Origin of the sequence: Mycobacterium sp. RTGN5, from assembly GCF_033804465.1 — a bacterium.
Taxonomy (GTDB): Bacteria; Actinomycetota; Actinomycetes; order Mycobacteriales; family Mycobacteriaceae; genus Mycobacterium.
Genome location: NZ_JAPZLA010000001.1, coordinates 1511656 through 1525754, shown reverse-complemented (window position 1 = coordinate 1525754; position 14099 = coordinate 1511656). Strand labels below are relative to the sequence as shown.

At 66.4% G+C, this 14099-nt stretch carries 12 protein-coding genes; 7 read left to right on the top strand and 5 right to left on the bottom strand.

The genetic code is table 11. From position 1 onward, the window contains the following. Positions 1-23: 23 nt before the first annotated feature. Positions 24-809, top strand: a complete 786-nt coding sequence (locus SLQ31_RS07455) for a purine-nucleoside phosphorylase (protein ID WP_319431089.1) — start codon at positions 24-26, stop codon at positions 807-809. Here SLQ31_RS07455 and SLQ31_RS07450 read toward each other — a convergent pair. Further along, positions 728-1843 carry an AbrB family transcriptional regulator gene (locus tag SLQ31_RS07450; RefSeq protein WP_319431087.1) on the bottom strand — a complete coding sequence of 372 codons (1116 nt, stop codon included), beginning with the start codon at positions 1841-1843 and terminating at the stop codon, positions 728-730. The genes SLQ31_RS07455 and SLQ31_RS07450 overlap by 82 nt on opposite strands. An 86-nt stretch (positions 1844-1929) precedes the next feature. On the opposite strand from SLQ31_RS07450, the gene SLQ31_RS07445 reads away from it, so the two are divergent. Further along, the gene (locus SLQ31_RS07445; RefSeq protein WP_319431085.1) at positions 1930-2388 is read left to right on the top strand and encodes a MarR family winged helix-turn-helix transcriptional regulator; all 459 of its coding nucleotides are present in this window, start codon (positions 1930-1932) and stop codon (positions 2386-2388) included. Continuing rightward, entirely contained in the window at positions 2385-3977 is a 1593-nt protein-coding gene (locus SLQ31_RS07440; protein WP_319431083.1) for a phospho-sugar mutase, read from the top strand. The genes SLQ31_RS07445 and SLQ31_RS07440 overlap by 4 nt, the downstream gene beginning before the upstream one ends. Here SLQ31_RS07440 and upp read toward each other — a convergent pair whose 3' ends face one another. After that, complete coding sequence (gene upp / locus SLQ31_RS07435) at positions 3978-4601, bottom strand: uracil phosphoribosyltransferase (protein ID WP_319431081.1); 624 nt, start codon at positions 4599-4601, stop codon at positions 3978-3980. A gap of 22 nt (positions 4602-4623) precedes the next feature. Continuing rightward, positions 4624-5223 carry a YdcF family protein gene (locus SLQ31_RS07430; protein ID WP_319431079.1) on the bottom strand — a complete coding sequence of 200 codons (600 nt, stop codon included), beginning with the start codon at positions 5221-5223 and terminating at the stop codon, positions 4624-4626. Positions 5224-5267: 44 nt separating this feature from the next. On the opposite strand from SLQ31_RS07430, the gene SLQ31_RS07425 reads away from it, so the two are divergent. After that, positions 5268-6548, top strand: coding sequence for a primosomal protein (locus SLQ31_RS07425; protein ID WP_319431077.1), 1281 nt, complete (start codon positions 5268-5270; stop codon positions 6546-6548). On the opposite strand, the gene SLQ31_RS07420 is transcribed toward SLQ31_RS07425, so the two are convergent. Next, positions 6549-8024: a PE-PPE domain-containing protein gene (locus SLQ31_RS07420; RefSeq protein ID WP_319431075.1), complete on the bottom strand. Its 1476-nt coding sequence runs from the start codon at positions 8022-8024 to the stop codon at positions 6549-6551. A gap of 249 nt (positions 8025-8273) precedes the next feature. Here SLQ31_RS07420 and SLQ31_RS07415 point away from each other — a divergent pair, with 249 nt between their 5' ends. From SLQ31_RS07415 to SLQ31_RS07405, 3 genes are all read left to right on the top strand, one after another. Then, complete coding sequence (locus SLQ31_RS07415; RefSeq protein WP_319431073.1) at positions 8274-8873, top strand: class I SAM-dependent methyltransferase; 600 nt, start codon at positions 8274-8276, stop codon at positions 8871-8873. 143 nt (positions 8874-9016) lie between these two features. Next, positions 9017-9862 (top strand): hypothetical protein, encoded by an 846-nt coding sequence (locus SLQ31_RS07410; RefSeq protein WP_319431071.1) that lies wholly within the window; start codon positions 9017-9019, stop codon positions 9860-9862. Further along, positions 9859-10881 (top strand): Gfo/Idh/MocA family oxidoreductase, encoded by a 1023-nt coding sequence (locus SLQ31_RS07405; protein ID WP_319431069.1) that lies wholly within the window; start codon positions 9859-9861, stop codon positions 10879-10881. Before SLQ31_RS07410 ends, SLQ31_RS07405 begins: the two co-directional genes overlap by 4 nt. On the opposite strand, the gene SLQ31_RS07400 is transcribed toward SLQ31_RS07405, so the two are convergent. Beyond that, complete coding sequence (locus SLQ31_RS07400; RefSeq protein WP_413641519.1) at positions 10853-14029, bottom strand: RND family transporter; 3177 nt, start codon at positions 14027-14029, stop codon at positions 10853-10855. The two genes, SLQ31_RS07405 and SLQ31_RS07400, sit on opposite strands and share 29 nt — an antisense overlap. Positions 14030-14099 lie beyond the last annotated feature (70 nt).

Here is a 14099-nt window from a genome sequence, read left to right as displayed (position 1 = left end):
ATTGACAGATAGGCTCGCAGGCTGTGAGTCCAGACGCCGAACACGCCGCAGCGGTGATCGCCGAGCACACCGGCGTGGAGCGGCACGACGTCGCCGTGGTCCTCGGGTCGGGTTGGACACCGGCGGCCGCGGCACTGGGAACACCGGTGGCCGAGATCCCGATGTCGGTGATCCCCGGCTTCACTCCCCCGTCGGCACTCGGGCATCGCGGCCGCGTGCTGTCGGTGCCGCTCGGGTCGCACAACGTACTGGTTCTGCTTGGCCGCATCCACGCCTATGAAGGCCATGACCTGCGCGCCGTCGTCCATCCGGTGCGCACCGCACGGGCGGCCGGCGCGAAAGTCGTGGTGTTGACCAACGCCGCAGGCGGCCTGCGGCCCGAGTATCAGGTCGGACAGCCCGTGCTGATCAGCGACCACCTCAATCTGACGGCCCGTTCGCCGCTCGTCGGGGCGCAGTTCGTGGACCTGGTCGACGCGTATTCGCCACGGCTGCGGGACCTGGCTCGCTCCGTCGACCCGAGCCTGACCGAAGGCGTCTACGCGGGCGTGCCGGGCCCGCATTACGAGACGCCGGCGGAGATCCGGATGTTCCGGACCTTGGGGGCCGACCTGGTCGGCATGTCGACGGTGCACGAAACCATCGCGGCGCGGGCCGCCGGTGCCGAAGTGCTGGGGATCTCGCTGGTGACGAACCTGGCGGCCGGGATGACCGGTCAGCCGCTCAGTCATGACGAAGTGCTGGCTGCCGGTCGTGCGTCGGCAACCGCGATGGGCTCACTGCTGGCCTCGGTGCTGGCACGCCTGTAGGCCAGCCGCACGAAGCCGCGGGCCAGCAGCGGCGCGGCGAACAGCATCAGCAGCACCCGTAGCACCTGGGTGGCGACGATGAACGTGACGTTCGAGCCGGTCTCCACCGCGGTGGCCAACACGGCATAGATACCGCCCGGGCTGGTCGCCAGATATCCGTCGAGCATGCTGACACCGGCGATCTTCGACAGCGCCACCCCCAGGCCGGCGGTGGCGAGATTGAGCAGCACGATCAAGCCCAGCGCGGCCGGAAGCAGCCGTTGGATCGCGCGCAGCGACTCACGGGTGAACGCGACCCCGGCCTGCCAGCCGATCAGCATGTAGGACGCCGACACCAGCAATGCCGGCACAGTCAGGCCGAAAGACCACCCGCCGAGTTCGGCCATGATGGTCAGCGCCATCGGGCCGAGCAGGCCGGAGCCGGGCATTCGCGCCAGCCGGCCAACGACGGATCCGGCCAACACCAGTGCGATGATCAGCATCACGCTCAGATACCAAGGGGCGAAATAAGATTGGGTTGACGTCGCGGCTGCGTGCGAAGACCGCTCGGCGTGGTAGACGAGAGTGACGACGACGGGCATCGTCGCGGTGATCACCGCCACCCGCAGGTATTGCACGACGGCGACGACGCGATCGTCACCGCCGAGTTCACGTGCGATCGCCACCAGGCCCGATGCCCCGCCGGCCACCAGGGCCAGCGCGCCGGTGAGCGCACTGATGTCGCGATGCATTCCGAGCAGTGCCCCGGCGCCGATGCTGAGCAGCAGCGTGGCCACGCCGACGCCGACCACCACCGGCCAGTGCGAGCCCAGGGCGGATAACGCGTCGGAATGCACCATGGTCCCGATGTAGACACCGAGCACGCCCTGCGCCGCCAAACCCGCAATGCGCGGCACGCCGGCGGGTGCCATCCGGGCGATCGCCAGCACGATGCCGACCAGCAGGGCCGCGAACAAGGCCGCCGACGGGACACCGAGCCGGTCAAGCGGCACGGTGACCCCGATCGTCGCGATCACTAACAGGGCCCAACGCATATCTCAAGTATGTCCTTGCTTTTTTCTCGCTGCCACCCGCGATTCAAGCGATATTCATCACTGACTAGTAAGGTATAACTTGGAGTATGACGGTAAGCATCGCGCCATCGGCCGCGGCCACCGAGCTGCGGGAAGCCATGATGGCGCTGGCCCGCCAGCTGCGCAGGCACCGCCCCGACAACGGGCTGACACTCAGCCAGCTCGAGGTCCTCGGCGACGTGAGCAGGGCCGGGGTGACCACGCCTGCCGAGATCGCCGCCCGGCTGCAGGTTCGGGCGCAGTCGCTGACCGACAGCATCAACGAGCTCGAGTCTCGCGGGCTGCTCTCCCGCCGACCCGATGACGCCGACCGCCGTCGGCAGCTCATCGAGCTCACCCCGGACGGGTTGGAGCTGCTCCTGCGCGACCGGGCCCAGCGCGACGCCTGGTTGTACGAGTCGATGCGCGATCACCTCTCCGAGCTGGAATTCAATCTGCTGATGCTCACCGCGCCGGTACTGCGAAAGCTCGCCGACGCGGACCGCGGGGCACAATCGGTGCCGTGACCCCCGAGGACTGGATTGCCCACGACCCCGATCCGGTCACCGCCGCGGAATTGGCCGCCCTGGATCCCGCCGAACTCGCCGGCCGCTTCGCTCGGCCGCTGACCTTCGGCACCGCCGGCCTGCGCGGGCCGGTGCGTGGCGGCCCGGACGCGATGAATCTCGCGGTGGTGCTGCGCGTCAGCTGGGCGCTGGCCAGGGTACTGACCGACCGCCAGCTGGGCGGCTCGACCGTCGTGGTGGGCCGCGACGCCAGACACGGGTCGGCACAGTTCGCCACCGCGGCGGCTGAAGTATTTGCCGCCCGGGGATTTTCGGTGATCACCTGGGAGCATCCGGTGCCGACGCCGGTCGTCGCGTTCGCCGTCCGGCACGCGGGCGCCGCGGCCGGGGTGCAGATCACCGCCTCCCACAATCCACCGCGCGACAACGGCTACAAGGTGTATCTCGACGGCGGCCTGCAGATCATCTCGCCCGTCGACCGCGAGATCGAGGCCGCGATCAGCACTGCGCCACCTGCCGACCAGATCGCCCGCGTGCCCGTGCATCGCGCCGACGACGCGCTGGTGGCGGCCTATGTTGCGCGCGCGGCGACGCTGCGGCGGACGAGGCAGGGAAGGCCACGAGTGGCGCTGACGGCGATGCACGGGGTCGGCGGCGAACTCGCGCTGCGCACGCTGCACGCAGCCGGCTTCGACGAGGTGCACACGGTGGCAAGCCAATTCGCCCCGGATCCGGACTTCCCGACGGTGCCGTTCCCCAACCCGGAGGAACCCGGCGCCGCCGACGCACTGCTGGAATTGGCCGAACGCATCGAAGCCGACATCGCGATCGCGTTGGACCCCGACGCCGACCGCTGCGCCGTCGGCATTCCCACTTCCGACGGCTGGCGGATGCTGTCCGGCGACGAAACCGGTTGGCTGCTCGGCGATTACCTCCTCTCCATGCTGCCGCCCTGGCAGGCCGCCGCGAGTGTCGTGGCCAGCAGCGTGGTCTCCTCGCGGCTGCTGGCGGCGATCGCTGCTAGCTATGGCGCCCGGCACGTCGAGACCCTCACCGGGTTCAAATGGCTCGCCCGCGCCGACGCGGGACTACCGGGCCAGAGCCTCGTGTACGCCTACGAGGAAGCCATCGGCCATTGCGTCGACCCGGCAGCCGTGCGCGACAAAGACGGCATCAGCGCCGCGGTTCTCATCTGCGATCTGGTGTCATGCCTTGCCGCACAGGGTGATTCGATTCCGAGCGCACTCGACCGACTGGCCCTGCGGCACGGCGTGCACACCACCGCAGCGGTGTCCCGGCGGGTGGCCGATCCCGACGAGGCCGCCGCGATGATGACCCGCCTGCTCGCCACGCCGCCTGCCGAGCTGGCGGGCTTTCCGGTGCTCGTCGCCGAGCAGAGCGACGCCGTGTTCCTCATCGGTGGAGACCAGCAGACATCGGTGCGGGTCGTGGTGCGACCGTCAGGCACCGAGCCGAAAGTCAAGTGCTACACCGAGGTTCGCCAGATCGTCAACACGGATCTGAGCGATGCGCGCAAGCGGGCCGCCGCCGTGCAGGAAAAGCTGCTGGAATCCGTGCGGAACTGGTAGTCAGCGCGGCCCGAACTGACGGTCCCCGGCATCACCAAGACCGGGCACGATGTACGCGATGTCATTGAGGCCGTCGTCGATGGTGGCGGTGAACAGCCGGGCATTCGGGGCGACCGCCTCCAACGCAGCAATGCCTTCGGGTGCACACACCACGCACACCACGGTGATGTCGCGCGCGCCGCGGTCGTGCAACAGTCCGATCGTGTACGCCATCGAACCGCCGGTGGCCAGCATCGGGTCGAGCACCATGACCGGCTGGGCGCTCAAGTCATCGGGCAGTGACTCCAGGTAAGGCGTCGGCAGATGAGTGGTCTCGTCCCTGGCGACACCGACAAAACCGACCTGAGCCTCGGGGATCAGCGCACTCGCCTTGTCGACCATCCCGAGCCCGGCTCTCAAGACCGGCACCAGCAGCGGCGGGGCGGCCAGGCGCGAGCCGGTGGTTTGCGCCATCGGAGTGTGGATGGTGATTTCCTCGCACAACGCGTCGCGGGTGGCCTCGTAGACCAGCATGAGGGTGAGGTCGGCAAGTGCGCACCGGAAGGCGGCGTTTTCGGTGCGCTTGTCCCGCAGGGTGGTCAGCCGTGCCTTGGCCAGTGGGTGGTCGATCACGCGCACATCCATGGGCAGAGACTGTAGTGAGGTATCAGGCCTTATCGCAGCCGAGCACGAATGCCTTGATCAACGCGGTGTACTGGTAGATGTACACGCGGGCCCAGTGAACCAGGGTGAAGTCGTCATAGGAACGCGGCACCGGTCGCATGGTGACGCTGCCGTCGAAGCACTGATGGAAGACGTAGCGAGCCCGGACCATGTGGTAGTTCCACGACACCACGATCACGTGAGTCCAGTTGTTTTGCTTGGCAAGCCGGGCCAGGTGCATCGCCTCGCCACGGGTTGTGTACGGCGACGGGTGAAAGCAGATGACGGTGATGGTCGCGGTGCCCGACGCGCACGCGCGGCGGTAGTCCTCGACATCCCCTTCGTGGTTCGAGCCGGGATCCCCTTCGTCGTTGGTGTAGGAATCGGACAGCACAACCGTGGTGGCGTAGCCCTGCTCGGCCAGGCTCTGGCCGTACTCCAGCCGGCCGTCGTTTTCGCCGCCGAGCACGATGATCGCGTCGGCTTTCGTCAGCGGGTCGGCGTGTGGGCGGTTGAACAGAACGAATCCCGCTCCGGCCAGAGTGACGACGGCTGCCAGGCCGGTCACCGCCACAATCGCCAGTCCCCGACCCCATCTCCCCACGGGGGGCAGGTTACCGGTCAGCAAGCGTCGTTAGGCTGTGCGGCATGGCTGCTGAGCTCGTTCCGGTCCGCATCAGCGTGACCGCTGGTGACCTGTACACGTTGTGGGCGCCCCGGTGGCGCGACGGCGGCGACGAGTGGGAGGCGTTCCTCGGCAAGGACGAGGACCTCTTCGTCTTCGAGTCGGTGGCCGACCTGGTCGCGTTCGTGCGCACCAACACCGACAACGACCTCGCTGATCACCCGGCGTGGGAGGACCTGACCGCGGCCAACGCCCACAAGCTGGAGCCGAAAGAGGACCGCAAGGTCGACCTGATCTCCGTCGAGGAGATGCTGTCGGAAAAGCCCACCGAGGAATCGGTGACCGCGCTGGCCAACACCATGGCCGTCGTCTCCTCGATCGGTTCGGTGTGCGAGCTGCCCCCGGTGACGCGGTTCTTCAACGGCAACCCGAACCTGGGTTTGCTCTCGGGCGGCTTCGAGCAGTTCAGCGGCAAGCAGGGCCGTAAGCGGTGGAGTCTCGTCGGTGAGATCGTCGGCCGCGGGTGGGACGGCGTCCTGTCCGCGATCGACGAGGTCATCACGACCCCCGAGGTCGACGAGCGGGCCGCCAAGTTGGCCGCCGCCGAGCTCGAGGAGCCGTACGAGGAAGAGATCGAAGAGCCGGCCGACATCGAGGCCGCCGACGACGATGCCGCCGCCGCTGACGACGACGATGCGGACGCCGAGGAAGTTGACGTCGTCGTTGCGCCGCAGGACGCTGTGGTGCTCGGCAGCGACGCGGACTTCTGGACTGAGGTCGGCATCGACCCGGTGCGCATCACGATCGGCTCGGGAACGGTGTACACGCTGCGCTGCTACTTCGACGATCGGCCGATCTTCCTCGGCCGTAACGGCAGGATCAGCGTGTTCGGCTCGGAACGGTCGCTGGCCCGCTCGCTGGCCGACCAGCGCGACCACGACCTTGCGGACCTGAGCACCTACGACGACATCCACACCGCGGCCACCGACGGCTCACTGCGGGTCGACGTCACCGAGGACAACATCTACATCCTCACCGGGCTGTCGGACGACATCTCCGACGGGCCCGACACGATCGACCGCGACCAGCTCGAGCTCGCCATCGAATTCGTCCGCGATGTCGGCGAGTACTCGGAGGAGGACCTCGTCGACCGACTGCTGGCCGAGGACCATCCGCTGGGCAAGCTGGTCGACTACGTGCTCGATCCCGAGGAGAACTCCCGTCCTGCCGGGCCGTACGCGGCCGCGGTGAAGGAGTGGGAAGAGATCGAGCGCTTCGTGGAGTCGCGGCTGCGCCGCGAGTAGCTAGCTCGCGCTGGCCTTCGCCCGCTTGGCGGCGCTGTGCTTTGACGCCTTGGGCGTCGACGACTTCGTCGAGCCGCTGTCGCTATCGCTGCTGGCGCTCTTCGCGTCGCTCTTGGTGTCGCCCTTGCTGGCAGCCGGGGCGGGCGTCTTCGTCGGCGTCGTCGCGAGAGACAGGTGCGGCGTGACGCCGTGGATCGACTTCTTCACGGTCGCGGTCGTCCCGGTGGAATCCGTGGCCGACGCCTCCTTGGCCGAGGCCGTGGTGTCCGTCGCTGCCGCCGAGCTCGACGAGTCGGTGGTGTCCGGGGTGGTGTAGGTGACGTCGGGACCGCCGACGCCGTAGGGCCCTGGCCGCGTTGTCCGGAACGGGCGGACCCCGAAGAGGTCCTGGATGCCGTTGTCGACGCCCGTGGGGATCGAGATCGCCAGGTTGGTGGCGAACTTGATCGGGTTGGGGAAATACAGCACGTTCCACGATGTCGGCACGCCCGGGCTGGTGGTGCGGTCGTAGGCCGATTCGACCATCACCCGCAGCGGGGCGTCCAGCGTGTCAGCCAGCGCATGACCGAGCGGCCCGAAGTTGTTCAGCGGCATCAGCAGCGGAAGCACCGGAGTGGAGACCAGGTAGTAATGGGTGTCGCCGTACTGGCCCTGATCGATGACGCCCGGGTCGGTCAGCGTGGTGCTGTCGTAGGTGCCGCCAAGATGCAGGTAGTCGACGCCCATCATCGCGTTCGCGACCGCCAGCAGGTTCAGCGGGTTGACCGGGAAGTCTGACCAACCGTCGTACTCCGCGGCGACGTCGACGGTGTCGTACTGCGTGTCGGTCGGGGTGGATCCGTTGAACGTGGACCCGCCGAAGGGCAGGCCCAAGGGGATGGTGACGCCTTCGGGCCCACGCGCGAGGAAGCCGCCGTTCGGGCGGTTGCCGTTGGCGATCAACACGAAGCTGACGTCCGGGCCTTCACCGGGGGCGTATTCGGCTGCCAGCGCCCGTTTTTCGAGCGTGGAGATGGTGGAGCTCTGCGAAAAGCCGTACACCACGAAAGTGTCGCCCGAGGCCGGCGCCACCGAGCCCACCTGGTCGTTGTATTGGCACGACGTGGCCTTGATGCAGTTGTCCAGGTTCTGCTGGCCCAGGGCGACCGACTGGTCGAAGGTCAATGTGCCGTTGTTCGGCGCGGACTGTTCCGGGGTGATGACGGCGACCCCGTTGTAGGGGCTCGACGGAATGCCGGTGCCCAGCGTCGATGCGGGGGCGACGAAGTTGCCGACGGCACTGTCGATGTAGCTCGAGACGAACGCGTTCGTATCCTCAGCCGGAGACAGCGAGTGCCCCGTACCGCCCATCACGAGAACCGTTGTGCCAGTGAGCAGAAGCTTGAGAGCAGCGGTCGTGGTCGTCGTCAAGACCACGGCCAGGAATGCTGCCAGTGCAGCGATCCCCGCTGCTGTGCTGCGAGCCGCTAGGCGCATATCGCGTCACTCCCCTTATCCCCGCCAACACCGAGCACGACGAACCGGCGCACCCGCCCCCGACTAGGCCTGAGAGACTCTATCAGCAAACGTGCCCGGTCAGATATGCCCGGGGTCGAATGCGGCCTCGACAAGGCCTGCGGCCGCAAATAATTGACATCGGCGTAGGTTCGCCCGCAAACCACCCCCGACCGCCAACAGGTCGGATGCTAATCTTCTGAAAACGACGAGCCTTGGGGTGAATATTCAGTGAGCCGGGTCCATATCCCGAAGTTGGGGATCATCGCCGCCCTGCGCCAGAAGACCGACGTTAAGCGCTGGGCCGATACCCGCAATCTCTACTCCGAATGGGAGCCGCGCACGGCGCGTGCCGCCGAGCTGATCCCGGCCGGCAGTCGGGTCATCGAGTTCGGCGCGGGCACCCGGGCCATCGAACGCCACCTCGACCCGTCGTGCACCTACACACCGTCCGATCTCGTCGACCGGGGCCCGGGCACGATCGTCTGCGATCTCAACGAGCGTCCGCTGCCCAACCTGGGCAAGGACACCTACGACGTCGCGGTGATCATGGGCGTTCTGGAATACCTGCGCGACGTCCCGTCGGTGCTGGATTGGCTGTCGGCATTCGTGCCGCGCGCCGTGATCTCCTACGGCTGCCCCGACAGCAACGACCAGTTCCGGCGCACCAAGCTCGGCGCTGTCGACCGGATCAGCCGCGGCTGGCTGAACAGTTACCTCGAAGAGGAGATTCGGACGCTCTTCGCGGACCGCGGCTACACCAGCCAGCACGAAGAGAACTGGGCAAACGTCGACGGGTATCAGCACCGGCTGTTCGTCTTCGCCAAGTAGCCCACAAACGCGACCGCGTCACTTTCCGGTTGCAGGTGACTTCCGGCCCTCGCAGCCAGCATCGATCGCCTGTAGCGTGGATCGCGGATTTCAATTCCACGCTGGCCGTGGCCTATTGTCGTGGGCTGAGGGAGGTACTACTGGTGACGTCGACACTGACTCTGTCTGACCTGCTGGCAAACCAGGGCATCGCCGATGTGACCGGACTCTGGCCGGTCGAGGTGATCGAGGACTGGAATCGCAGGCTCGATCCGATCTTCGCTGGAACCGACGGTGAGCGACGGTCCTACGCGAGCGCCGACGCCCTGGCCGAGACCGGCATCTTCGCCGAGCTGTTCAGCGAGCCCGTCCGTCAGGTCATCGCCGGCCTTCATCCGTCAGCACTGCTGTACCACTGCCACAGCTACGAGATCGCCGCCAACCAGGGCAGGCCGCACATTCACCGCGACAAGCCGCTGGGCTGGCACCGCGACACCGAGACGATCGGGGCCTACACCCCCGATTTCCCGTCATTCATCAGCATCTTCATCCTGCTGTCGCCGGTCGGCGAGGGGGATGGCGCGTTCGAGTTCTACCCGCACCGCCCGAACAGCGGCATGCGCGCCGGCGGCGACGCCGTGCAGTTGGTCGGCCCGGTCGGCACGGCGGCGATGTGGAACCGCTCCTACTTCCACCGCGCATCACCGAACCGCGGCGCGTTGCGCCGCCGCGTGCTGAAGATTTCGTTCCAACCCGCGGGCTTGCCGAATGATCGGATCGGTCTTCCCGAGTTCCAGGACGCCCGGGCTCACCTGACCGATCCGGCTCTGCTCGCCCTCATCGATGAGCGCCGGGTGGGAACCACTGCCCCGCTGCAGGACCGCGGTGACATCCCGGCCGGTACGCCGCTGCCACCGACCACGAAGAATGAACTCTCGCGGGCGCAGGCGACCTACATCCGTGCTCAGACCGTCGGTTTTCGAGTGCTGGCCGCCACGGGCGTTGTGTGACACAGCCCAGTAGTCGGCTGCGGGCGCTCGTCGTCGGCTCCGGATACCGAGTTCGCAACGCCTTCCTCCCGGCGTTGAATCTGCTGAATTCCCACGTTGAGGTCGTCGGCATTCACTCGCGGACGATTGAGAATGCGCGCCGTGCCGGCGAGCGATGGGGCGTGGAGGCCATCGAAGATCCGCGGGTCTTGCGCCCGGGAGACATCGATATCGCGCTGGTCTCGGTGACGGTGACCAACAACGTCGCCGTGTTGAAGTCCATCGCCCACCTGGCACCCGGGGCCGCGTTGGTGATCGACACCCCCGGGCTCGGACGCCTCGATGACCTTGCGCGCCTGACTCAATTCCGGAAGTGGTCACAGATCCGGGTCGGCGAAGACTTCATGAACATGCCGCAGTACCGGCTGGTTGGCGACGCCATCCGGGCCGGCGCACTCGGTGACGTCAGCCGGATCTCGATGTCGGAGATGGGATATCGCTACCACGCGTTGGCGCTGCTGAGATCCTGGCTGGACCTACTGCCGCCGCGTTCGGCCCGCAGCCAGCGGGTTCCTGGCGGGGTCAACATCGACTACCGGTTCCGCGGCGGGAAGACCGGCGAGGTTCGCGAACCCTACCGCCAAGGCGAGGGATCGTTCACCGTCACCGGCAGCAAGGCCGTCCTCACCGGGCACCCGATGGGCTACGAGATCCCAAACACCCAGGGCGCCAAGCTTGTTCGCCTGCACGACGACACCGGACTGGTCGGGTTCGAAATCGACGGGCTCGAGACGCCGATGAAGATCGGCCTTCCACATCATGCGGCGATCGGCGCCATGGAACTCGAAGACGACTCCGAGTTCAACGTGCTCCGCATCGACGGGCTGAGCCAGGTGATCTCATCGCTGTGGGATACCGATCCGGTGAACACTCGCTACCGGCTCGAGGACGCCGTCGCGGACAACCTGGTGAGCTGGGCCGCCCGCGCCGTTCCCTGGCTGCCGGCGTCGGCTATTCGACTTCGGGGTGCAGGTCGGTAGGAGGCTCGTCCTCGTCCGGCTCGGCCGGATCGAATTCTTGGGTCACCTCTTCGAACGGTGCATCGAGTTCGTCGTCCAGCACCGCCACGGACCCCGCTGCCGAAGCAGCGGCCGTCGCGGCAGCCAGCCGAGCGGCCTCGAGCTTGACCCGTGGTGATTTGGACGGCCACCAGTTGGCATCCCCGACCAACACGGCAGCCGCCGGCACGGTGAGGGTGCGCACCAGGAAGGTGTCCAGCAGCAGGCCGACACCGATCACGAAGCCCATTTGCGCGGCCGTGAGAAGGCTGCTGACGGTCAGTGCCATCATCGACGACGCGAAGATCAGGCCCGCCGAGGTGATCACCCCGCCCGTAGCTCCGACGGTACGGATAACTGCCGAGCGCACACCGTATTTGGCCTCGTCGCGGATGCGTGAGATCAACAACAGGTTGTAGTCGGCACCAACGGCGACGAGCACCATAAATGCGATACCCGGTACGCCCCAAGACAATTCCTCACCGAGGATGAACTGGAACACCACGACGCCGATGCCCAACGCGGCGCCGTACGAAAGAATCACGGAGAGCACCAGATACAGCGGCGCGACGATTGAGCGCAGCAGCACGAACAGGATCAGGAAGACCACGACCAGCGTCATGAACAAGATGTAGATGAAGTCGGCGTCGTAGAAGTCGCGGATATTGGCGTTGATCGACGAGTAGCCCACCATCGAGATCTCGGCACCGGCCAACTGCGTATTGGGGCGCGCCGCATTCGCGGTGTCGACGATCACCTTGGTCTGATCCATCGCCGGGATGCCGAACGGATTGAGCGCCGTCTGAATCAGGTAGCGCGCCGAATGGCCGTCTTCGGAGACGAACAGCGCGGCGGCCTTCTTGAACTCATCCATCGTCAACACCTGTGGCGGGATATAGAAACCCGACATCGGCGGGTCGGCCGCCTCGCGCTTCATCGCCAGCAAGAACGACGAGGCCTGATCCAGGCCCGCCCCGATATTCCGCGTCTGGTCGACGAGAGTCTGAACCCCGAGTGCGAGTTGACGACTCGAGTCCGCGAGAGTGTTGACGCCCGTGACCGCGTCGTTGAGTTTCTTCTCGACACCACCAGGTTGACCCACCCCGAGCGCACGCGCCGCCGCCGTGGCCTTCTGCACGTTCTGGCTCAGCGCGTGGACAGACTCGTCGAGCTTCTGCGATCCATTGGTCGCCGATAAGTCACGAGCGAACGCTTCGAGGGAATGGACGGCGTCGGTGTTGCTGACATCGACGATCTTCTGCAAGTCTGACCGTGAGCTGACGCAGGCCGGGTCCGCATTGCATTCCGGACTGACGTTCAACGCGAGGACCATCGGCGTGGCCCAGTCGCTGATGCTGGTGACCCGCAGAATGCTGAGTCCCAATGAGTCGCCCAGTGTCCGCATGCTGGTGACCAGCGAGGCAGTCTTGTCGATCTGGTCCAGCGTCTTGTTCCCGCCGTACTTCTGCGACATGGCGTCCAGCGCACTGGTCAGCCCGCGGACGCTGGCGATCGACCCCACGACTTGAGTGCGGATCTGGCCCAAGACGTCGGCCATCTTGCCGGCACCACCCGAGAGCAAGCTGAGGTTGTCGTCGTTGGTGTGGATCAGGTTGGACGCGTCGCCCAGCTTGGTGCCCACTTCACCGGCCTGGTAGGTGGTCTTGGCCTGCTCGAGCACCTGGCCGGTGGGCCTGGTGATGCCGCGGACCATGTCGATATCGGGCAGCTGCGCGACGCGTGCGGCCATCTGCTCCATATCGGCCAGCGCCTTGGGGGACCGCAGGTCATTCGGGGATTGGATGAACAGGAATTGCTGCAGCGTGCTGCTGATCGGGAAGTGCCTGTCCATCACCTCGTAGGCGTGGTTGCTCGCGGAGTCTTGCGGCAGGTTCTTGCGGTCGTCGTAGTTGAATTTCATCAGCGTCGTGGTGGCAGCCAGCGCGCCGAGGATCACCACGCTGGTCACCAGCAGTAGCTTGGGCCTGCGGACGATCATGACGCCGGAGCGCCGCCAGAACCGACCGGTGATGTCGCGCTTCTGTTTGATCCATCCCCGCCGGCCGGCAAGGACGATGAATGCCGGCAGCAACGTGATCGACGCCAGGAAGGCCACCGCGATGGTCACCGACAGCGCCGGCCCGACGGTGGAGAAGATGGCCAGCTTGGTGAACGACATCCCGAGGAATGTGAGGGCGACAGTGCCCGCCGAACCGGCGATCACCTCGCCGATCGAGGCCAGCGCCTCGACCACGGCGTCGTCCGACCCCAGCCCGGTCTTGGCGAGCTCCTGATAGCGGCTGTAGAGGAAGACCCCGTAGTCGATGCCGGCACCCATGATCATGCCGGTCATCAACATCATCGTCTGGGGGCCCAACCCCAACCCGAGTTCGCCGAGGCCCGCCACAACCTGTTGGGAAACCACCAGCGAAATGCCGATGGTGATCAACGGCATCAGCATCGCGATCAGGCTGCGATACACGATGACCAAGATCGAGAACACCAGCCCGACGGTCGCGATTTCGATCATGTGCTGGTCGCGCGCACCGATGCCGGTCAAGTCTTCGAGCGTCGAGGCGCCGCCCACCACATTGACCTTCAGCGACGAGTTCTTGCTCTCCTCGTTCACGATCTTGTAGACGGCGCGGTACGCCTCCTGGCCGTCCGGGGCGCCCATCGTGCCGGCCATGCCGGCGGGCAGGTTCCAGGCCTTGCCGTCCTTGCTCGTCATCACCTCTTTGAGTTCCGGGATGTGCACAAAATCCTGGAGTGAGGTGACGTGCTTGGTGTCCGCCCTGAGTTTGTCGACGATCCTGCGGTAGGTGTCCTCGTCGGCCGGCGTCAGCCCTTTGTCGTTACTGAGGATGATCGCCGCGAAATTGCCCGCGTTGGCCTCGTGAAAGGCCTCCTGCATCTTCTGGGCCGAGAGCAGCACCGGAGCGTCTTTGGGCAGGAAATCGGGCGGGTTGCGGGCCGCAACGACCGACAGCGGAGCGATGAGGGCCAGCAGGGCCCCCGCCAGGACTAGCCAAGCCGCGATGACGAGCAGGGGGTGGCGAACGACCGCCCGACCCAAGCTCGTGAAGAACCTATGTGCTGACACGCCCTTCAAAATGGCGCGCTTGGACATCACACCAAGTTACATCGCGTAAACGCCCGCGCATGTATCACAAGGTCGCGGGCCAATTCGTGGCGCGCAC

Coding starts and splice junctions, on each gene's coding strand:
- SLQ31_RS07400 (WP_413641519.1), bottom strand. CDS start 14,029: ATGTCCAAGCGCGCCATTTTGAAGGGCGTGTCAGCACATAGGTTCTTC.
- upp (WP_319431081.1), bottom strand. CDS start 4,601: ATGGATGTGCGCGTGATCGACCACCCACTGGCCAAGGCACGGCTGACC.
- SLQ31_RS07450 (WP_319431087.1), bottom strand. CDS start 1,843: ATGCGTTGGGCCCTGTTAGTGATCGCGACGATCGGGGTCACCGTGCCG.
- SLQ31_RS07420 (WP_319431075.1), bottom strand. CDS start 8,024: ATGCGCCTAGCGGCTCGCAGCACAGCAGCGGGGATCGCTGCACTGGCA.
- SLQ31_RS07445 (WP_319431085.1), top strand. CDS start 1,930: ATGACGGTAAGCATCGCGCCATCGGCCGCGGCCACCGAGCTGCGGGAA.
- SLQ31_RS07425 (WP_319431077.1), top strand. CDS start 5,268: ATGGCTGCTGAGCTCGTTCCGGTCCGCATCAGCGTGACCGCTGGTGAC.